The following is a 19,627-nucleotide window of genomic DNA, read 5'->3' on the forward strand; positions in this document are numbered from 1 at the left end:
TATGATTATTTCGCAGTGAGTGCATTGCCTTCAAATTTAATGCCATCCCATCCATGAATCATGAATTGACGGATATTTTGATGATCTGATGCTTCAGGTGTCGCCAGAACAGAAGCGTAGTGTTCTGCAAAAAGCTGTAATGTTTGTTCTTGAGAAAGACCATTTAATTTGGCAAAGGAAAAAACTTTAGCACTCCCTTGATTTTCATTACTGGCATTATATTGTTGACCATTACTAAATGCGGTTGGCGTATGTGTATAACCTGCTTCAATCAATGAAATTACGTCGGCAAATTTTACTTCGCCATTTTCTAATTGTTCCAATAATGCTTGAGCCATAATTGAGTCCTTACACGTTTAAATTTGCTACATCTTAACGAAAAAACGCGTGAATCCAAGACAATAATTCGTTACTTTTTAAGGTAAAAATATGATCAATACACGAGAACGGACATAATATGAGTTGGTTATGGGTAGCATGTGGTGGAGCGATTGGTGCAACACTTCGATATATGACCAGTATGTGGTTCATGCAAAATGCAGATCAATTTCCATGGGCAACTTGGATTGTGAATATTCTGGGCTGTGTTCTAGCAGGGGGATTCTTTGCATTCAGTTTACAATATCCTGTATTACAACAAGAAGCTCGCCTATTTTTTATGGTTGGCATATTAGGTGGTTTTACCACATTTTCAAGTTTTGGCTTGGAAATTTTTCAATTGATAAAATCTGGGCAATACAATTTGGCACTGATGTATGTTGTGAGTAGTATCATGATTGGACTCTTAGGACTGATCTTTAGTTTTACCTTTACTCAATTTTATTTAGCCAATAAATAACGATAAGAACAAAAAAAAGCCTAAATTGGAGGAGTAAATTTAGGCTTAAAAATAGTGAGAGTCGAAAATTTTATTATTTACGTTTAAAGCGACCGAAACGCTTATTGAAACTTGCCACACGACCTTCATTATTGGCCTGACGGACCTCACCAGTATAGAAAGGGTGCGAAGCACTTGAAATATCTAGCGTGACATAGGGGTAAGTTTTCCCTTGATATTCTTTTGTTTGCTTTGACTGAATCGTACTACCGATGATGAAATACTGATCTGCGTTGGTATCATGAAATAGTACTTCATGGTATTCAGGATGAATATTGGGACGCATGAAAACACTCCGAATTATTTATATAATGTTATAATATAACATAACAATAATGAGGATTGTAAGGTCTTGTTAATTTTTTCAAATCGGAACGAGCGTTTCAAACAAATCATTGAGATTGTCATCGACCTTTAAGTTAATCAGATTCCAATAGTGTCCAGAAATCGTACGATTGACCATTAATGTGTCTGGAGAGGGCTTAAATGTATCCCAATACTTAAGTGATTTTTTCACTAAAATGACGCCATCATGATGAGATGAGTTTTCAGCAAAATTGTATTGAGTGGTAAGGGGTCTGAGCAACACTTCTAACCATTGTTTGTAAAGTTCCTCAGGGAATTTTCCTGTTTCAGCAAGAGCATCCAACGCGAATAGATGTTGTTCAATCTCTTGGATATTTTCAGCACGACCAGCGCGAACTAATTTTTTAAATCGATCCACCAGTTCAGCAGATAAGGTTTTAACACCACCAAAATCATAGATGATGACACTACCATCTGAGCGGAAAGCAAAATTGCCAGGATGCGGATCACAATGAAAGCGTTTTAAATAGAAAATCTGATGACCAAGAGCTTGAATTAGTCGACGACCAATTTCGTTGCGTGTTTCAAGTGGCCAAGAGCTTGCGGTTTCAATATTGTCACCTGCTTCTAAGCTCAAGGTAAGAACTCGTCTGCTGGAATAATCTTTGAAAACTTGTGGGATAATAATTTTAGAATCCAATGCTTGATGGAAGGTTCTAAATACCTCTAAATTTTGCGCTTCAATTTCATAGTTGAGCTCTTCGTGTAAGCTGTCTTGAATTTCTGCAAATAATCGATCTTGCAATTTTTTATCGATTTTTAGTACACCCATCAAACGTAAGGCCAAGCGAACTTGTTTTAGATCGCTTTCGCATGCTTCATCTACGCCTGGGTACTGTACTTTTACAACGACTTCTTGGCCATTTTTTAAGATTGCTTTATGAACTTGCCCAATCGAAGCTGCTGCAAAAGGTTGTTCATCGAATTTTTTAAAAATATCTAACAGTGGCTGACCAAGTTCTTTTTCTACTTGTTGCTTGATTTGTTGGAAGGGCATCGCAGGGGCTTGACGTTGTAATTTAGCAATAGCCTTCGCGACTTCAGGCGGGAAAATATCTTTATATTGTGATGCAATTTGACCAACTTTCATTACAGCACCTTTCATTTCCCCAAGGGTATCTGCAATTTGAACACCAATGTCTTGAAATAGCTTACTTCGTGCTTCGTTTTTTTTATCATCATCTGCATTAAAGGTGCGGATAGAGTTGGACACGGTTTTAGTAGCAATACTTGCAGTCATACCTGCGAGTTTCATGAAACGACGGCCGGGAGAGCTCGCTTTGTTTGCCATGAGTTAAGAACCTCGATTCATTATTTTCATCTTCTGATCTGATCATAGGCGACAAATCAAAAGATGCATATTTGAAATTGTTAATGAGTTGTAAGTAAATGATTGGCATAAAAAAATAAATCCCGATCATTCGGGATTTATAGTTCATGATGATTGACTACGCTCAAGCCGCTGATTATTCATATATAAACGTCCGAGTAAGAGTACACAGGCAATACTTAACCCCACGATCAATCCAATCCATACACCCGCGGGACCAATACTGGTGAATCTAGAGAGATATACGCCTACAGGGAATGCAATCACCCAATAGGCAAGCATAGTAATCCACATAGGACCCTTCGTATCTTGCATGCCTCTTAGACATCCTGCAGCACTGATTTGCCAAGCGTCCATCAGTTGGTAAGCAACAGCGAATAGCACCAAGTAAACCGCAATTTGAGTCACCAATACATCAGAGGTGTACAACGCGACAATTTGATGGCGGAAGACCCACAATAAAATCATGGTCATCAATGCGAGTACAGTGCCTGTTGCTAAACCCAACCATTGGACTTTACGCATAGATTGGTAATCCTTTTCACCATAATACGTTCCCACTCGGATGGTAAGTGCGATCGCGAGAGACATCGGGATCATAAATAATTGTGACGTAATGGAGATGGCGATCTGATGCGCTGCTACCGTAATTTCACCCAATGGACTCAATACAATTGCAGCGGTACTGAAAATACTGACCTCAAAGAAAATAGCCAAGCCAATTGGGAAACCTAAAGCAAGGATGCGTTTTAACCAGTAGCGATCAATTTTTTCAAAATGACTAAAGGGTTGGGTTTTTTGATATGCCTGATTATTCAAGATATACAATGCCAACGTGATCAGCATCAGCCATTGTAGAATTGCCGTTGCAAATCCACATCCAGCACTTCCTAATGCAGGAATTGGACCTAGACCATACATAAACACAAAATTAAGCGGAATAAGTACGACTAAGGCCATTAAACTGATTACAGTCACTGGGCGTGGATTACCAATCGCCTCAGAGTATCCTCGTAGTGCAGCAAACATGGTGACCGCTGGCATACCGAATCCAATCGCGTGTAAGAACAGGCCAGCTTTAGGGTGAAGTGACTCTGGAACGCCAAGAAGTGGAAGCGTATAGGGGAGAATCTGTAAGACTAGACCAGCAATAATCCCGAGAACTAAAGCTACCCATAATGCTTGTCGTGTAATAGTGGCAATTTTCTCTGGAGTCCTCGCACCGTTTGCTTCGGCAACCAACGGCGTTGTTGCAATCATAATGCCGCTAAATAGCAACATGACAGGAATCCAAAGACCTACCCCGACAGCAATTGCCGCTAAGTCTAATGCAGATAAATGTCCTGCCATAATGGTATCAATCAGTCCTAATCCTGCTTGCGAAAATTGCGTAATCAAGATTGGGATCATGAGATGAAATAGTTTTTTTAATTCATAACTGATGTTGGAAGTTGCAGTCACATTAGACACAAAAATTACTCATCGTTTTTATGTGCTTAGAATGAAGGTTTAGCGTTGTAAAGTGAGAAGCACACCTATAAAAATCACCACGCCACCCAAAATGCGCTGCCAATTAATGGCAATTTTTTCTGTACCTAAAATTCCAAAATGGTCGACTATCATGGACATAACAATCTGTCCAAAAATAATTAATGCCGATAAGGTTAAGAAACCTAATTTAGGTGCGGAATAAATACTAATACTGATGGCATAAACACCTAAAAAACCGCCAAGCCAAAGATGCCAAGGAATTTGTACAATTTCGCTCAATTGTGGTTTTTCAGTCTGTTGAAAAAAAACCAGTATTGCGAGAACTATTGTACCAATCAAAAATGATAAAAGTGCAGCTTGTAATGGAGAATATAAATATTCACGTAATTGTGTGTTAATCGCAGTTTGGAAGGTCATTGCGATTCCGATCCCCAGTGCTAAAGGGATAAAGAATAAAAATTGGCTCGCGACTTTAAACATAAATGCACCCACGTCCTTGTTTTATATTGAGTGTAAAGTAAAAACTGAATCAGTTCTGAGCGTTATGGTGTAGTCATGTTAAAATAAGTTTTTTAAGTTTTGAGCTGTACGTTTGGCTACTTTGAATCCACAAGATATTCCATTGTCACTTTATATTCATATGCCGTGGTGTGTGCGTAAATGTCCATATTGCGACTTTAATTCGCATGCAGTACCCAATGGGGCATTGTCCATGGCGTTGGAGAAAGAATATTTACAAGCATTGGTTGAGGATTTCAAAACACAGATAAATTTTGCTCAGGGTCGTCAAATTCATAGCGTGTTCATAGGTGGAGGTACTCCTTCTCTCATTTCTGCTCAAGGGTATCAATGGCTATTTGCTCAGCTAAGCGCTTTGATTCCGTTTGAGGATGATTGTGAAATTACCTTAGAAGCCAACCCGGGCACGGTAGAACATGATCCATTTGCAGATTATTTAAAGGCGGGGATCAATCGATTGTCTTTAGGTGTCCAAAGTTTTAACTCGAATCATCTTCAAAAACTGGGGCGTATTCATTCCAACCAAGATGCAATTTCAGCAATTGGTTTGGCGAAGGATGCAGGCTTTAAGCGAATTAATGTTGATTTAATGCACGGCTTACCTGAACAAACGCTTGAACAAGCATTACTTGACTTAAAACTTGCCGTAGAGCACGGTGCTACACATATCTCATGGTATCAGTTAACCATTGAGCCCAATACCGTATTTTTTCGAACTCAACCTATCTTGCCTGTCGATGATGTATTAGAAGAAATTCAGGTACAGGGTGAGGCCTATTTAATCGAAAATGGTTTTACCAACTACGAAGTGTCGGCTTGGCGTAAAGAAAAACCTTCAGCGCATAACTTAAATTATTGGCAATTTGGCGATTACTTAGCGATTGGTGCTGGTGCGCATGCTAAAGTGACGCTAAGCGATGGTGTATATCGTTACCAAAAAACACGATTACCGAAAGATTATCTGGCGAAAGTCCCTGCAGAGCATTTACAGTTTAAGAAAATTGAAGCTGATGAAATGCCATTCGAATTTATGATGAATGCACTGCGACTTAATCAAGGTGTACCAACCTCATATTATGAAGCTCGTACAGGTTTATCTTTGCAATCAATCCAAGTTCAAATTCAGTCATTGATTGACAGAAAATTAATGGTAGATGATCCAAACCGTTTGTCATGCACTGCTAAAGGACATTTATACTTGAACTCATTGCTTGAGGAGTTTCTGTAAGTTCTATAGTTAAACTCCAATGTAATTTTTAACAGCGAAACTGTTAAATCCACACTTATTTCGCTCCTTTACTGTGAAAATAATGATGAGTTTTTTAATGGTTCTCATCAAGATAGGTAATAAAAATGAAATTAGTTCTAGTAGCTTCAATCTTGGGATTGGCATTCGTTGGTTGTGCTGATAAAAACAAAAATAGTGAGCAAATGTCAGAACAAGAGAGACCAGCGCATTTAAATGCTGAAGCTTCTGCGCCTGTTGATCAAGTTGCTCGTGCTGAAGGTGAACAGGTGATCCATTTTACTGGACCAATGGATTTAACATTAGAGCTAAAAACAAACGACAATTTTCAAACGGCTGAACTCAGGGATAACTCGGATGCGGTTTATCACTTGAAGAGCACGGTTGCAGCAAGTGGTGTAAAACTTGCAAATGAAGATGGAGTTTCAATTCATTTTAAAAATTTCAATGGTTTGAATGAGGGAACAGTTGAACTCGTGAAAGATAAGCCAATAGAGATTAAAGAGTACCGTGAGCATTAAAATATATGCATTAATTTACAACACCTGATTGGTTGGTCAATCAGGTGTTTTTAATCCCTTAATTTGAGCTTTGATCTTCAACATATTTTTTTAAATGATTGGCCATTTCCCACTGAGAACCAATAAAACGATACAGGGCTTCAACTTCTTGTTTTGTCGCGCCTTGAATAAATTTATCGTCTAAAGTTACTTCAATAGTTCGTTCAAATTCTGTGCTATTAGCGTTGATACGGTCAAATTCATAGGTAATTTTTGAATGGATTGGGACTTGAGCAAATTGCTCTATGGTTGCGATAACAAACTTCTTATCTTTCTCAAACTCAATCACATGCCATTCATTACTCCAATCTTTTATGCCTGGAATCGGGCTGCTAATAAACTCTTTAAAAGTCGTACCTTTTTGAACGCGAATATTCTTAGGCTCGATGGCTTGAGTTGCACCCAAATTAATTTTCGGCCAAAGATTTACATTGGTTAAAATATTGAAGACTTCACTCACAGGGAGATGAATAATGACTTCAGCAGAGCCACTCGTCGAGTAATTCAAATTCTTTGTTGAATCCGTCGTGGTTTTTTGGTGATTTTTAATATCCGATTCAGTGAAGCTATTTGTAGCGAAAAAGACTGCACTGAGTAAAGATAGGGAGATCAATGTCTTATGCATATTATTTTCCTTTTTGTATATTGATAAAAGCTCGTTTGGAATATTTATATCGCTTGATCAAGATATCACTGTTGTATTCTTGCTCTAAATGTAATTTCGTATTCTTAAAGTAAGATAGTTTATTCGATCAATAAAAAAAGACCGCCTTTGCGGTCTTTTTTCTATGAAATCTTAGTAATCAAAACTGAAGTGTTCAGCTTCTAAAGACATTAAGGTTTTCGAAGGGTTAACCATAGATTCAGCATGACCTTGAGCACGTGGAAGTAAACGCTCAAAGTAGAAATCTGCAACTTTGATTTTCGCTTTATAAAACTCAGGAGTTTCTTGACCATCACCTGATGCTAACTTCGCTGATGCCACTGCCGCTTGTTGAGCCCAATAATATGCCATCATTGCATAACCAGAGAACATTAAGTAATCCACAGAAGCACTTGAAACGATGTCGCGATCTTTGCGTGCAGCAAGCATAATACGTACAGTTAATGCGTTCCATTGTGCACAAATCTTAGTTAAGTCCCAAGCAAAACGGCGCATGTATTTATTGCGTGCGTGCTGGCCACAGAATTTTAAGATTTCAGCTGTATAGTCACGAACGACTTTACCTTTAGAAGATAACAGTACTTTACGACCGATTAAGTCTAGTGCTTGAACACCAGTTGTACCTTCGTAAAGCGTTGAAATACGCGCATCACGAACGATCTGTTCCATACCATGTTCTTTGATATAACCATGGCCACCAAAGACTTGCATACCGTGGTTTGCTGCTTCTAAGCCTAACTCTGTTAAGAAGCCTTTCAAAATTGGGGTATAGAAACCTAATTTATCATCGTAATCATCAAACTTCGCTTGATCACCTTGAGCTAAAGCATCAGTCATTTTGTCAGCAAGTTGTGCAGCATGATAGATCATTGCACGGCCACCTTCGGCAATCGCTTTTTGAGTCAAAAGCATACGGCGAACATCAGCATGGTGGATAATTGAGTCAGCTACTTTTTCAGGCTCTTTTTTACCTGAGAGTGCGCGCATTGACATACGTTCTTTTGCATAAGGTAATGCACCTTGGAATGCAAGTTCTGCATGTGCTAAACCTTGAACAGCAGTTCCGATACGCGCCGTATTCATGAAGGTAAACATTGCGTGTAAGCCTTTGTTGACTTCACCAATCAGATAACCCGTTGCAGCATCAAAGTTCAGTACGGCAGTAGCAGATGCTCTGATCCCCATTTTGTGTTCAATAGAACCGCAAGTCACAGGATTGCGTTCGCCTGCACCACCATCAGCAGTTGGGATGAATTTTGGAACGATGAATAATGAAATACCACGCGTACCAGCTGGAGAGTCTGGAAGACGTGCCAACACAATATGAATGATATTTTCAGTTAAATCGTGCTCACCCGCAGAAATAAAGATTTTAGTACCTGTGATAGCATAAGTACCGTCACCTTTAGGCTCAGCTTTAGTTTTAACTTGACCCAAGTCTGTACCACATTGTGGTTCAGTTAAACACATTGTGCCTGACCAAGTACCAGCAGTGAGGTGAGGCATGTAGGTGTTTTTCTGTTCTTCAGTACCAAATTGCATGATGGTATTCATACAACCCATACTTAAGCCCGGATACATCGTGAAAGACCAGTTTGCTGTACCCATCATTTCTGATTTGATCAGGTTCAGCGACATAGGCAGTGCTTGACCACCAAACTCTTCAGGATAAGAAAGACCTTGCCAGCCACCTTGTACAAACTGCTCGTAAGCTTCTTTGAAACCTTTAGGCGTTTTGACTTCGCCATCTTTAAAATGACAGCCTTCTTCATCTCCAGACTGATTAAGTGGAGATAATACATTTTCACAGAAATCTGCAGCACCTTCGATAATCATATCGATAGTATCAGAGTCAGCAGCTTCGCCGTTGCTTAGAGTTTTATAGTGCGCAGGATAATCAAAAACTTCGTTCATTAAGAAACGAATATCACGTACGGGCGCTTTATATGCAGGCATTGAACTTTTCCTAATTTGAATAGAGAAAATACTCGTTAGATGACCCGATTATTGACCTACAACACTAAAAAAACATTGATGTAAGTCACGGAAATAAATGTCAGAATTGCGAATTAGTGTTTAGACTCTTGAATGAATATAAACTGAATTTGTTTGTTTTAGTAAGAGTGTGTTTGAAGAAATAATATTATTAATACATAAGCTTAGGTTGATTTTGTTCTGTAAATGAGCATGTGTTTAATTTGAATTTATCCAATTTGAATGTGCACTAAAAATATGTCACTAAAATCAATTTAAAGATATTTAATAGATATTTTAGAGAGAAAAAAGTGCAATTTAAAAAATTGCACTGTTCACAAGGCGCTAAAAGTGTGCAAAAACTAAATAAAGTCTTTTAATTCTGGACGTACACCATTCCAAATCGCGAAAGATTCTATCGCTTGTCCAACGAGCATTCCAAATCCTTCTGCAGTCGGAATTCCACGCTGCTTCGCTTGATCAAGGAAAGTGGAAGGTTTGCCATAGGCCATTTCATAGGCATATTTGAATTTTAACTGTTGAGGTAGATTGAGTGCATCACCAGACAAGCTCGCAGAGGTGGCATTGATAACAATATCAAATTCACCTGCTAAGTGATCAAGACCACAAGCGTTTAGCTCTAGATCTGGGACAGCAGGTTGTAAGTCCTGAATCAATTGCTCTGCGCGTGCAACCGTTCGATTAGCAATCATGATTTTATTTACACCAGCTTTATGCAGTGGATAAATCACGCCACGTGTTGCACCACCTGCGCCTAAAATAAGCACGCTTGCTTGCTCAAGAGGCCAATTTAGATGTTGAATGGCTGCAACAAGTCCTTGGCCATCGGTATTGTCGCCATGCAATACACCATCTTTCATCCATAGTGTATTTACTGCTTTTGCAATTTTGGCACGTTCAGTGAGTACATCACATTGTGCAAAAGCTTGTTCTTTAAACGGCACCGTGACATTCAGACCAATACCACCAGCCTTAAAAAATTCATTGATACTCTGTGTAAAACCATCGAGAGGAGCAAGGCGTTTGCTATATTCAAGGATCACCCCAGTCTTTTGTGCGAACGCATGATGAAGCTCTGGAGATCGAGATTGTTCAATGGGATTTCCAATTACGGCAAATTGTTTGCGCATTGCTCTAATTCCTGATGAAGAGGTGGCAAACAATATACGTCAAATGCAGAAAGTTCCCAATATGAACATATTCAATGAAGTGTATTAATGACTTGGGTTACAAATTTCAAATAGGGTATGAAGTAAGATATGCGCAATGTTGAGCAGTAGACCAACAGCTGCAAACACCATCAAGCTAAAACCAAAGCTATCATTGAGTAGTGTTTCTGAAAATATAGTGGTACTGATTGCACTCAAAAGAGCAATAACCAGTGTCCAAAATACGACAACACGTGCGCGAATAGAGTTGTGTTGCATATCGATTCCTTATGCAGAAGTAAAAACTTCCATGGGTGATACAAGTAAAAATTGATTGTACAGTAATTTGCTTAAATTAAACTTAAGAGCTGTGTCAGAAGTGTGACAAAATTTAATCAATTTTATCTATTGTGCCTTTTTTTCTAAGAGAATGAAATGGAATTATTCAATTTCGTTAGACAATGGAGTGAATATATTGCTCAACAAAAAAGCCCTGTTTTAACAGGGCGAGTGATTTACATTTAATGCAGTTCAGCGAGCCAATCTCTCGGTTTTAAATAGTAGTCGGTTAATTTTTTTTCAGCAGAGCCTTCATCCCATTCAGGTCTGTATTTCCAACCCGTTAATGGAGGAAGACTTACTAAAATAGACTCAATTCGACCGCCAGTTTGTAATCCAAATAACGTCCCTCGATCGTAAACTAAGTTATATTCCACATAGCGCCCACGACGATACAATTGGAAATCGCGTTGAGCTTCACTATAGGGTTTATCTTGATTACGTTGGAAGATTGGTAGAATCGCATTGAGATATCCATTGCCTACAGCTTGCATGTATTTAAAACAAGTTTCGAAATCCCACTGATTTAAGTCATCAAAAAATAACCCACCGACACCACGTTGTTCATCACGATGCTTCAAATAAAAATAATCATCACACCATTTTTTATGATCTTGGTAGACATGATCGCCAAAAGGTGCACAAAGATCGTGCGCAGTTTGATGCCATGATTTAACATCTTCATCATTCGGATAAAATGGCGTTAAGTCAAAACCGCCGCCAAACCACCAAATAGGATCTTGTCCTTCTTTTTCTGCGACAAATAGTCTTACGTTGGCATGTGAGGTCGGTACATTTGGATTTCTAGGATGGATCACCAAAGAAACCCCCATGGCTTGTGCTCGTGCGCCAGCTATATGTGGATGTCGTTCGGTAGCAGATGCTGGTAACTTTGAAATATTGATGTGCGAGAACATCACACCACCTTTTTCGATCACTGTACCATCTTGCAATACGCGTGATCTGCCACCACCACCTTCGGGACGTTCCCAATCATCGATCTCAAATTGGGCATTACCGCCACCTTGTTGTTCTTGTTGTTCAAGCGCAGCACAAATTCGAGTTTGTAAGTCGAGTAAAAATTCACGGACACGTTGAATATCTGCAGAAGTCGGGTGTGACATACCAAGCCTCTTGGGCAATGAAAAACTAGCTACATCAAAACATAAATTGTATGAAAGATTAAGGTGATTTTATCGATATAGCAGATCGAGATTTAAGTTTAGTCAGGGTAAACGTACTTTGTGATTTGAATTTACTTATGAATCCTGACCAAGATACTAGGTTGAATTAAAAGAATAAGCTCCTCAAAATAGGACGACTGAAAGCAGTTAAGCTTTTAATATGCGGTGATTTTAAAGGTGGGGATATGTTCGAAAACGTTGTTTCACTGGTGCAAAAATATAATGTTCCAGGTCCTCGATATACGAGCTATCCCACAGTTCCGTATTGGGAGCAGTCGACTTTTGATCAAGTACTATGGCAGCAAAAACTAAAAATACGTTTTGATAAATCGAATAGCCAACATGGTATTAGCCTTTACATTCACTTACCTTTTTGCGAGTCATTATGTACTTTTTGTGGATGTCATAAAAAAATCACTAAAAAACATGAAATGGAACAGCCCTATATTTTGGCTTTGTTAAAAGAATGGAAATTGTATTGTGAGTTATTTGTAGAGCGTCCTTTGATTAAAGAGATACATCTAGGGGGAGGGACACCTACATTTTTTTCTCCTCAGCATCTTAAACAGTTGATTGATGGGCTTTTAGCACTATCAGAAGTAGCTGAAGATCATCAATTTAGTTTTGAAGGACATCCTAATAATACTTCTTACGATCATTTAAAGACGCTGTTTGAATTGGGTTTTAGACGCGTTAGCTTTGGTGTGCAGGATTATAATGAAACCGTGCAGAAAGCGATCCACCGAATTCAACCTTTTGAACACGTAAAGCAGGTTACAGAATGGGCGCGTGAAATTGGTTATACCTCTATTTCGCATGATTTGGTCTACGGGCTGCCCTTTCAATATTTAGATGATGTTTTAAACACAATTGATCAAACCATTCAAATTAAGCCAGATCGTTTAGCCTTTTACAGTTATGCGCATGTACCATGGATCAAAGGCAATGGGCAACGTGGTTTTAAAGACCATGATGTTCCGCGCGATGAAGAGAAAAGACAGTGTTATGAGCAAGGAAAACAAAAATTATTGTCTGCTGGATATCATGAAATAGGGATGGATCATTTTGCGCTTGAGCATGATGATATGTATCAGGTATTTCAAGCCCAACAGTTACATCGTAATTTTATGGGATATACCGTTTCAAAAACAGAAGTGATGATTGGCTTAGGGATGTCGGCTATTGGCGATTGTTGGCAAGGTTTTGCTCAAAATGAAAAGACGCTTGAAGATTATTATGCTCGATTAGAACAAAACGAAATTCCAGTTTTTAAAGGTCATCTTTTAACAGAAGAAGATTTGAAAATTAGAAAGCATATTTTAAATCTCATGTGCCACTTTGAGACGAATTGGCAAGGTGATATGGATTTTGTACAGCGACCACAAGTTTTAGAAGATTTAGCTGAAATGCAAAATGATCAACTTGTGAAGATGAGTGAATATGGATTGAAGGTGACTGAAGCTGGAAAACCATTTGTACGAAATATCTGTATGGCTTTCGATTTAAGGTTAAAAAGAAACAAACCTGAAAATCGGATATTTTCTATGACGATATAGTCATCTTCACAAATTGGGCTGAGTCTAAGTGAAAAAATACCCCTAAGCATCGGGGTATTTTTTTACAGTGATTAAATTATGCTGTAGTTAAAAATCATCCTTTTGATACATATGTGACATGCGCTCATGTTTGGTTTTTAAGTATTCTTCATTGAATTTATTCAAACCAACGGTTAACGGTACACGATCAACCACATCAATTCCTAAATCAGTTAAAGCTTTAATTTTGAGAGGATTGTTTGTGACAAGTTTGACTTGTTTCACTTGTAAGTGATCTAGCATGATACTGCACATATCGTATTTACGCGCATCAGCGGGTAAGTTGAGCATCAGGTTAGCGTCCACTGTGTCATGTCCTTGATCTTGCAAGGCATAAGCACGAATTTTATTGGTCAAACCAATACCACGACCTTCTTGGCGTAAATATAAAATTACGCCTTGTCCTGCTTCGTTAATCAGTTTTTGAGTTGCTTGAAGTTGTGGACCACAATCACATTTTAATGAAGCAAAAGCATCACCTGTTAAACATTCGGAATGGATTCGTACCAAGACAGGAGAGGTGGGTGCTGTATCTAATCCTTTTGACAATGCTACGTGTTCTTCACCTGTTTTAGGATCTTGAAAAACAGTGATTTTAAAATCACCAAAGGCAGTGGGTAACTTAGATGTGGCAACAAACTCTATAGGCACAGCGACTTCCATTACATGTTCATAATTTGGCTAAAGTATAGCTGAATGATCAGACCATAGTTGAGTATCATTGTGCAAATTTACACAGAAGATTTCCTTTTTTTTGCAAAGCACAAGATAATAGTTGATAAGTAGCATCGATATTCAGGATAATCTAGCTACCTAACAACGCCCGTTTAGCGAAAGCTCAACACTGGACCAATATAAATGTGGTTGATTTAAGGTGTTTTTTTTCGATTTCTCGATCAATAAGAAGAATCGAGCTAACCCATTTACCTAGCTTAGGATTTGCCAGGCTTTAGAAGGCATTGCCACATATGTTGTATACCGAAATACCTAGTCAACGTCCTGTTACGCCTTTGTTGGATGCGATTGATCATCCAATGCAATTGCGTCAACTAGCCAAAGAACAATTGAGTCAAGTGTCGGACGAGCTACGTCAATTTATTTTGTATGCTGCTGGACAAAGTGGTGGGCATTTCGGTGCCAATCTAGGTGTAATCGAATTAACTGTTGCCTTGCATTATTGTTTCAATACACCGCATGATCGTCTTATCTGGGATGTGGGACATCAAGCATATCCACATAAAGCTTTGACTGGACGTCGTGAGCAACTGACTACAATTCGTGCAAAAAATGGCTTAGCGGCGTTCCCCGCTCGTGAAGAGTCTGAATTTGATACTTTTGGTGTGGGCCACTCATCGACTGCTATTTCAGCGGGTTTGGGAATGACTTTAGCTCGTCGTTATCAAAAAGATCCTTGTGAAGTGGTTGCAATTATCGGTGATGGTGCAATGACAGCAGGGATGGCATTCGAAGCCATGAATGATGCTGTTGCACATAATGCTGATCTCATGGTGGTACTGAACGATAATGATATGTCGATTTCATGTAGCACGGGTGGTTTTGCAAAACATTTGGCTGCTATTTGGGAAAAAGGGCAGTCTGTGCATATTGATGAGCAGGGTAATCCATTTATTCAGGACTATCCTGAGTGGGACTACACTTCACGTTTACATTGTGCTGCTACCGAGGCTGCGGATAACTTATTTAAAGCGATTGGATTTGACTATTTTGGTCCATTTGATGGTCATAACGTCGATGAGCTTGTTAATGTATTTAGTGCCTTAAAAAAACGTAAGGGGCCGCGCTTAATTCATATCTATACCAAGAAAGGTAAGGGCTTCGCACCTGCTGAAGCAGATCAAATAAAATATCACGCAATTGCTAAATTAAATGCTGCAGCAGCTTCAACAAAAGCACCCAAATATTCTGATGTTTTTGGGCAGTGGTTGTGCGATGAAGCCCAGTTAGATGATAAGTTGTTAGCCATTACACCTGCCATGTGTGAAGGTTCAGGTATGGTGCAATTCGCCAAACAATATCCTGATCGTTATTTTGATGTGGCAATTGCAGAACAACATGCAGTGACTTTAGCTGCAGGTATGGCGTGTGAAGGTTTAAAACCAGTAGTCGCAATTTATTCAACCTTCTTACAGCGTGGTTATGATCAGCTCATTCATGATGTGGCATTACAAAACCTTGATGTCACATTTGGTATCGATCGTGCAGGTTTAGTAGGTGAGGATGGACCAACTCATGCTGGTGCATACGATTACGCATTTATGCGTACAGTTCCGAATATCGTGATTATGGCACCAAAAGATGAAAATGAATGCCGTCAAATGCTACATACCGCTTATTTGCACCCGGGTCCTGCTGCAGTGCGTTATCCACGCGGAAATGGTTTAGGTGTTGAAATTCAAAATGAACTGACAGCGCTTGAAATTGGTAAAGCTGAGGTAACTTTGGAGCTGAATGTAAAAGCCGAAGAGGTGATTACTATTTTAGCTTTCGGTAGCCGTGTGAGCGTTGCAGAACAAGCTGCCCAGCTTTTAGTTGATCAATTGGATGTTGCAGTACGCGTTGTGAATATGCGGTTTGTTAAACCACTAGATGGTCAAATCATTCGACAATATGCAGATCAAACCCAACTTTTTGTAACGGTTGAAGAGCATGCAGTCATGGGTGGTGCTGGAAGTGCTGTGAATGAATTTATAATGGCCGAACACATTCTGAAGCCAGTTTTGAACATAGGCTTACCTGATCAATTCTTAGCGCAAGCCAGTCATGCTGAGATGCTTAAAGATTGTGGATTAGATGCAGAAGGTATCCAATCTTCAATTCAACAAGCTTGGTTAAAGCTTGTACAGGTGGTTTAAATACAAGTCATAAAATTTTAGAAACATTTTTTACCTAAAAGCGCCGATATTTGATAAAATGTCGGCGCTTTTATGCATTATTCTTTATCAGTATCTTCAAATTTGTAGTGGGTGTTCAATGGAACCTATGGTGGTGATGGCTGCGCGTGCGGCTCAAACAGTTGGTCAAGAGCTTTTAAAAGCGCATCAGAATCGTCATAAACTTGATCTGCAAGTTGAAGAAAAAGGTATCGAAGGTCCTGTGACTCGCGTTGATCGCTATGTTGAAGAGTTGACGATCGATATCTTGCGCAAAAGCTATAAAAATCACAGCTTCCTTGGTGAAGAGTTTGGTATGCAAGAAGGTAAAGGTCACGATGCTGATTGGTGTTGGGTGATCGATCCTTTAGATGGTACTTTAAACTTCATTAATGGTGTCCCACACTTCTGTATTTCTATTGCAGTTCAACACAAAGGCGTGACTCAACACGGTGTTGTGTATGACCCAATCAAAGATGAATTGTTCTCTGCGAGTCGCGGTCGCGGTGCAATGATGAACCAACGTCGTATTCGTGTGAATGTAAAAGATAGTTTAGATCGTACGTTCTTGGCTGTTGGTCATGCATATCGTGCTAAACGCGATGGCGAAGTAGTTTCTTATGCAAAAAATCACTTCGATTCTTTGTTGGCAGTATCTGAACAAGGCGCTCAATTCCGCCGTTTAGGTTCGGCAGCACTTGACTTAGCTTATGTTGCTGCTGGTCGTTACGATGGTTATTTCGAACTTGGTTTGAAACCATGGGATATTGCAGCGGGTGAACTAATTGTAAAAGAAGCTGGTGGTACAGTAGTTGATGCGCGCGGTGGTTCAAATTCAATGGAAAATGGTCAAGTCTTGGCTTGTTCTATGAAATTATTGAAACCATTGATGCAAGCAGTTGTCCCAGCTTGGGGTGCTGCTGCTAAATAAGCAGATCAAATTTATGAAAGCTCCCTAATAGGGAGCTTTTTTATCTCCAAAACATGATAAATTTGAATATTTGTACTTGAATGCATCAAAAAGCAATTAAACTTAATGACATTATAAAAAAATCTGTTATACTCCGCGCACGCACTAAATTTCGTTCATTACCTGAACATTTCTCTTCTATATTGTGTATGCGCGTCCGGTCCAAAGAGAGGACATTATTTCGCGCCCCACCCAATCGCTAAAAGCGATTCCTTCAGGTTCAGGCTGTAATCATGTGTGCGTTATACGCATCGTCGTTCTCGGATCGCCGCTGATTCTATATTTTCAGCGATTATTGCTGTACCGCTTTTTGCCGATGTCCATCAGACTTTATTTAATGGAGCACCCAATTTTCGGGTGAAAAACTCTATGAGCAAAACTTTTGCTGATTTTCCACTACACGAATCACTTCAACAAGCATTACAAGCATTAGGCTTTACATCGCCTACTCCTGTTCAGGAACAATCAATTCCTGCTGCTTTAGATGGTAAAGATCTTTTAGTATCAAGCCAAACAGGTTCTGGTAAAACTGCTGCATTCTTATTACCTACACTTCACGCTTTAGCGGGTAGTGAAGATACGTTGCTTTCTTTCAAAGAGCGTATGCGTGCTGTAACTGCACCTACAATTTTAGTACTTTGCCCAACACGTGAATTGGCTCAACAGGTCAGCCAAGATGCGATTGCATTTGTACGTCACATGAAAGGTGTTCGTATTGCTGCGATTATGGGTGGTATGCCTTTTGGTAAACAAATCCAACAATTAAAAGGTGCACAAGTTGTTGTAGCGACTCCAGGTCGTTTACTTGATCTTGTAAACCGTCGTCAAATCAAATTGGACAAAGTTAAATCATTAATCGTAGATGAAGCAGACCGTATGCTTGATCTTGGTTTTTCTGAAGATTTAGAGGCGATCAGTGATTTAGCGGGTAACCGTGATCAAACATTAATGTTCTCTGCGACTTTCGCACCACGTATTATTACGTTGGCAGAACGTATGATGAATGAACCAGAACGTATTGCGATTGAAACTGGTCACACGACGAATACTGACATTACTCAGACTCTACATTGGACTGATGGTTTTGAGCACAAGAAAAAGCTTTTAACACATTGGTTAAATGAAGAAGATCTTGATCAAGCTGTTGTATTTGCTTCTACGCAAGAAGATACAGATATGCTTGCAGAAGAACTCTCTGAAGCTGGTCTTTCAGTTGTAGCACTTCATGGTGCAATGCCACAGACTGTACGTAACCGTCGTTTGCGCAGCATTCGTGAAGGTCGCGCAAAAATTTTAGTTGCAACTGACGTTGCAGCACGTGGTCTAGATGTACCAACAATTTCACACGTGATTAACTTTGGTCTTCCAATGAAGAACGAAGATTATGTACACCGTATTGGTCGTACAGGTCGTGCAGGTCGTACTGGTAAAGCAATCACATTAGCGACTTACCGTGAACGTGGTAAAATTCGTGCTTTAGAAGACTACTTAGATGCACGTCTAGAAGTTTCTGAAATTGAAGGTCTTGAGCCATCTCCACCTCCAGCACGCGGTAGTCGTGATGGCGCTGGTCGCAGTCGTGGCCGTGGTGGTGAAGGCCGTGGCCGTGGTGGTTTCGGTGGTGGTCGTCGTTTTGAAGGTGAATCAAACTTCAAACGTCGCGAAGGTAACCGTGATGGCGAACGCCGTTCGTTTGGTGAAGATCGTCCACGTCGTGAATTCAATGGTGAAGATCGTCCACGTCGCGAGTTTAACAACGACCGTCCACGTCGTGAATTTAATGGCGAAGATCGTCCACGTCGCGAGTTTAACAACGATCGTCCACGTCGTGAATTCAATGGTGAAGATCGTCCACGTCGCGAGTTTAACAATGACCGTCCACGTCGCGATTTCGGTGACCGTCCGCAACGTTCATTTGATGATCGTCCAAAGCGTGATTTCGGTGATCGCCCTCGTTCTAACGATGACAATCGTGGTAACCGTGTAGATTATAAACCTCGTGAAAACAGTTTTGGTGACCGTCCAAAACGTGATTTCGGTGACCGTCCAGCACGTCGTGAAGGTGGTTTTGATCGTCCAAAACGTACATTTGGTGATGACCGTCCAAAGCGTGAATTCAATAGCGATCGCCCACGTCGTAAATTTAACGACTAATCGGTAAAGCTAAATAAAAAACCAGCCTTCGGGCTGGTTTTTTATTGCTCATATAAAAAAATCTGTTAGAATAAAAGTGAATAAGTTCACATTATTTATGGTAAATGTAAAATATGAATAATAAGATTATAATGATTGAGACGAAGCAAATGAATGTTGGTGCAATCATGATGTACGTGTTCTTTTTATTGGTATTACTTAATCTTGCTTATTACTTTTTTAGTATCACATTATAAATTTATAAAAAAGAATAATTTTAAATCATTGTTTCATAAATAAAACACATCTTTCTATAAGC

Annotated in this window: 18 protein-coding genes; 7 read left to right on the plus strand and 11 right to left on the minus strand. The window is 39.5% G+C overall.

Features of this window, described 5'->3' with window-relative positions; genetic code table 11:
* Positions 1–5: 5 nt before the first annotated feature.
* On the minus strand, positions 6–338 hold the full coding sequence (locus tag FTV17_RS09865; protein ID WP_179999220.1) for a HopJ type III effector protein: 333 nt from the start codon (positions 336–338) through the stop codon (positions 6–8).
* Between the two features lie 119 nt (positions 339–457).
* Here FTV17_RS09865 and crcB point away from each other — a divergent pair, with 119 nt between their 5' ends.
* Positions 458–838 carry a fluoride efflux transporter CrcB gene (crcB, locus tag FTV17_RS09870; RefSeq protein WP_179999222.1) on the plus strand — a complete coding sequence of 127 codons (381 nt, stop codon included), beginning with the start codon at positions 458–460 and terminating at the stop codon, positions 836–838.
* A gap of 73 nt (positions 839–911) precedes the next feature.
* Here crcB and FTV17_RS09875 read toward each other — a convergent pair whose 3' ends face one another.
* The 4 genes from FTV17_RS09875 to FTV17_RS09890 all read right to left on the minus strand — a co-directional run bounded on the left by FTV17_RS09875 (position 912) and on the right by FTV17_RS09890 (position 4,544).
* Positions 912–1,163: a type B 50S ribosomal protein L31 gene (locus tag FTV17_RS09875; protein WP_035264993.1), complete on the minus strand. Its 252-nt coding sequence runs from the start codon at positions 1,161–1,163 to the stop codon at positions 912–914.
* A 78-nt stretch (positions 1,164–1,241) separates the two neighbouring features.
* Complete coding sequence (locus tag FTV17_RS09880; protein ID WP_179999224.1) at positions 1,242–2,534, minus strand: AarF/ABC1/UbiB kinase family protein; 1,293 nt, start codon at positions 2,532–2,534, stop codon at positions 1,242–1,244.
* A 144-nt stretch (positions 2,535–2,678) separates the two neighbouring features.
* Positions 2,679–3,983 carry an MATE family efflux transporter gene (locus tag FTV17_RS09885; RefSeq protein ID WP_218945336.1) on the minus strand — a complete coding sequence of 435 codons (1,305 nt, stop codon included), beginning with the start codon at positions 3,981–3,983 and terminating at the stop codon, positions 2,679–2,681.
* A gap of 99 nt (positions 3,984–4,082) precedes the next feature.
* Positions 4,083–4,544 (minus strand): DMT family transporter, encoded by a 462-nt coding sequence (locus FTV17_RS09890; RefSeq protein WP_035264998.1) that lies wholly within the window; start codon positions 4,542–4,544, stop codon positions 4,083–4,085.
* Between the two features lie 112 nt (positions 4,545–4,656).
* On the opposite strand from FTV17_RS09890, the gene hemW reads away from it, so the two are divergent.
* Positions 4,657–5,811, plus strand: coding sequence for a radical SAM family heme chaperone HemW (gene hemW, locus FTV17_RS09895; RefSeq protein ID WP_179999228.1), 1,155 nt, complete (start codon positions 4,657–4,659; stop codon positions 5,809–5,811).
* Between the two features lie 125 nt (positions 5,812–5,936).
* Entirely contained in the window at positions 5,937–6,350 is a 414-nt protein-coding gene (locus FTV17_RS09900) for a hypothetical protein (protein WP_179999230.1), read from the plus strand.
* Between the two features lie 58 nt (positions 6,351–6,408).
* On the opposite strand, the gene FTV17_RS09905 is transcribed toward FTV17_RS09900, so the two are convergent.
* The 5 genes from FTV17_RS09905 to hemF all read right to left on the minus strand — a co-directional run bounded on the left by FTV17_RS09905 (position 6,409) and on the right by hemF (position 11,659).
* Positions 6,409–7,014 (minus strand): SRPBCC family protein, encoded by a 606-nt coding sequence (locus tag FTV17_RS09905; protein ID WP_179999232.1) that lies wholly within the window; start codon positions 7,012–7,014, stop codon positions 6,409–6,411.
* Between the two features lie 171 nt (positions 7,015–7,185).
* Positions 7,186–9,009, minus strand: coding sequence for an acyl-CoA dehydrogenase C-terminal domain-containing protein (locus FTV17_RS09910; protein WP_179999234.1), 1,824 nt, complete (start codon positions 9,007–9,009; stop codon positions 7,186–7,188).
* 380 nt (positions 9,010–9,389) lie between these two features.
* Complete coding sequence (gene aroE / locus FTV17_RS09915) at positions 9,390–10,178, minus strand: shikimate dehydrogenase (RefSeq protein ID WP_179999236.1); 789 nt, start codon at positions 10,176–10,178, stop codon at positions 9,390–9,392.
* 84 nt (positions 10,179–10,262) lie between these two features.
* Positions 10,263–10,475, minus strand: coding sequence for a hypothetical protein (locus tag FTV17_RS09920; RefSeq protein ID WP_035265018.1), 213 nt, complete (start codon positions 10,473–10,475; stop codon positions 10,263–10,265).
* A gap of 242 nt (positions 10,476–10,717) precedes the next feature.
* Positions 10,718–11,659, minus strand: a complete 942-nt coding sequence (gene hemF, locus FTV17_RS09925) for an oxygen-dependent coproporphyrinogen oxidase (protein ID WP_179999238.1) — start codon at positions 11,657–11,659, stop codon at positions 10,718–10,720.
* A 245-nt stretch (positions 11,660–11,904) separates the two neighbouring features.
* Here hemF and hemN point away from each other — a divergent pair, with 245 nt between their 5' ends.
* Positions 11,905–13,275 (plus strand): oxygen-independent coproporphyrinogen III oxidase, encoded by a 1,371-nt coding sequence (gene hemN, locus FTV17_RS09930; protein ID WP_179999240.1) that lies wholly within the window; start codon positions 11,905–11,907, stop codon positions 13,273–13,275.
* Between the two features lie 87 nt (positions 13,276–13,362).
* On the opposite strand, the gene ribA is transcribed toward hemN, so the two are convergent.
* Complete coding sequence (ribA, locus tag FTV17_RS09935; RefSeq protein ID WP_179999334.1) at positions 13,363–13,965, minus strand: GTP cyclohydrolase II; 603 nt, start codon at positions 13,963–13,965, stop codon at positions 13,363–13,365.
* A gap of 317 nt (positions 13,966–14,282) precedes the next feature.
* Between ribA and dxs the strand changes: the two genes are divergently transcribed.
* The 3 genes from dxs (at position 14,283) to FTV17_RS09950 (ending at position 19,329) form a co-directional block, all read left to right on the plus strand.
* On the plus strand, positions 14,283–16,187 hold the full coding sequence (dxs, locus tag FTV17_RS09940; RefSeq protein ID WP_179999243.1) for a 1-deoxy-D-xylulose-5-phosphate synthase: 1,905 nt from the start codon (positions 14,283–14,285) through the stop codon (positions 16,185–16,187).
* 118 nt (positions 16,188–16,305) lie between these two features.
* Entirely contained in the window at positions 16,306–17,136 is an 831-nt protein-coding gene (locus FTV17_RS09945) for an inositol monophosphatase family protein (protein WP_035265030.1), read from the plus strand.
* Between the two features lie 408 nt (positions 17,137–17,544).
* Positions 17,545–19,329 (plus strand): DEAD/DEAH box helicase, encoded by a 1,785-nt coding sequence (locus tag FTV17_RS09950; protein WP_179999336.1) that lies wholly within the window; start codon positions 17,545–17,547, stop codon positions 19,327–19,329.
* The last annotated feature ends 298 nt before the right edge of the window (positions 19,330–19,627 follow it).

Source organism: Acinetobacter sp. YH12239 (genome assembly GCF_013417635.1).
Taxonomy (GTDB): Bacteria; Pseudomonadota; Gammaproteobacteria; order Pseudomonadales; family Moraxellaceae; genus Acinetobacter.

Coding starts and splice junctions, on each gene's coding strand:
- FTV17_RS09865 (WP_179999220.1), bottom strand. CDS start 338: ATGGCTCAAGCATTATTGGAACAATTAGAAAATGGCGAAGTAAAATTT.
- crcB (WP_179999222.1), top strand. CDS start 458: ATGAGTTGGTTATGGGTAGCATGTGGTGGAGCGATTGGTGCAACACTT.
- FTV17_RS09875 (WP_035264993.1), bottom strand. CDS start 1,163: ATGCGTCCCAATATTCATCCTGAATACCATGAAGTACTATTTCATGAT.
- FTV17_RS09880 (WP_179999224.1), bottom strand. CDS start 2,534: ATGGCAAACAAAGCGAGCTCTCCCGGCCGTCGTTTCATGAAACTCGCA.
- FTV17_RS09885 (WP_218945336.1), bottom strand. CDS start 3,983: ATGATCCCAATCTTGATTACGCAATTTTCGCAAGCAGGATTAGGACTG.
- FTV17_RS09890 (WP_035264998.1), bottom strand. CDS start 4,544: ATGTTTAAAGTCGCGAGCCAATTTTTATTCTTTATCCCTTTAGCACTG.
- FTV17_RS09900 (WP_179999230.1), top strand. CDS start 5,937: ATGAAATTAGTTCTAGTAGCTTCAATCTTGGGATTGGCATTCGTTGGT.
- FTV17_RS09905 (WP_179999232.1), bottom strand. CDS start 7,014: ATGCATAAGACATTGATCTCCCTATCTTTACTCAGTGCAGTCTTTTTC.
- FTV17_RS09910 (WP_179999234.1), bottom strand. CDS start 9,009: ATGCCTGCATATAAAGCGCCCGTACGTGATATTCGTTTCTTAATGAAC.
- aroE (WP_179999236.1), bottom strand. CDS start 10,178: ATGCGCAAACAATTTGCCGTAATTGGAAATCCCATTGAACAATCTCGA.
- FTV17_RS09920 (WP_035265018.1), bottom strand. CDS start 10,475: ATGCAACACAACTCTATTCGCGCACGTGTTGTCGTATTTTGGACACTG.
- hemF (WP_179999238.1), bottom strand. CDS start 11,659: ATGTCACACCCGACTTCTGCAGATATTCAACGTGTCCGTGAATTTTTA.
- hemN (WP_179999240.1), top strand. CDS start 11,905: ATGTTCGAAAACGTTGTTTCACTGGTGCAAAAATATAATGTTCCAGGT.
- dxs (WP_179999243.1), top strand. CDS start 14,283: ATGTTGTATACCGAAATACCTAGTCAACGTCCTGTTACGCCTTTGTTG.
- FTV17_RS09945 (WP_035265030.1), top strand. CDS start 16,306: ATGGAACCTATGGTGGTGATGGCTGCGCGTGCGGCTCAAACAGTTGGT.
- FTV17_RS09950 (WP_179999336.1), top strand. CDS start 17,545: ATGAGCAAAACTTTTGCTGATTTTCCACTACACGAATCACTTCAACAA.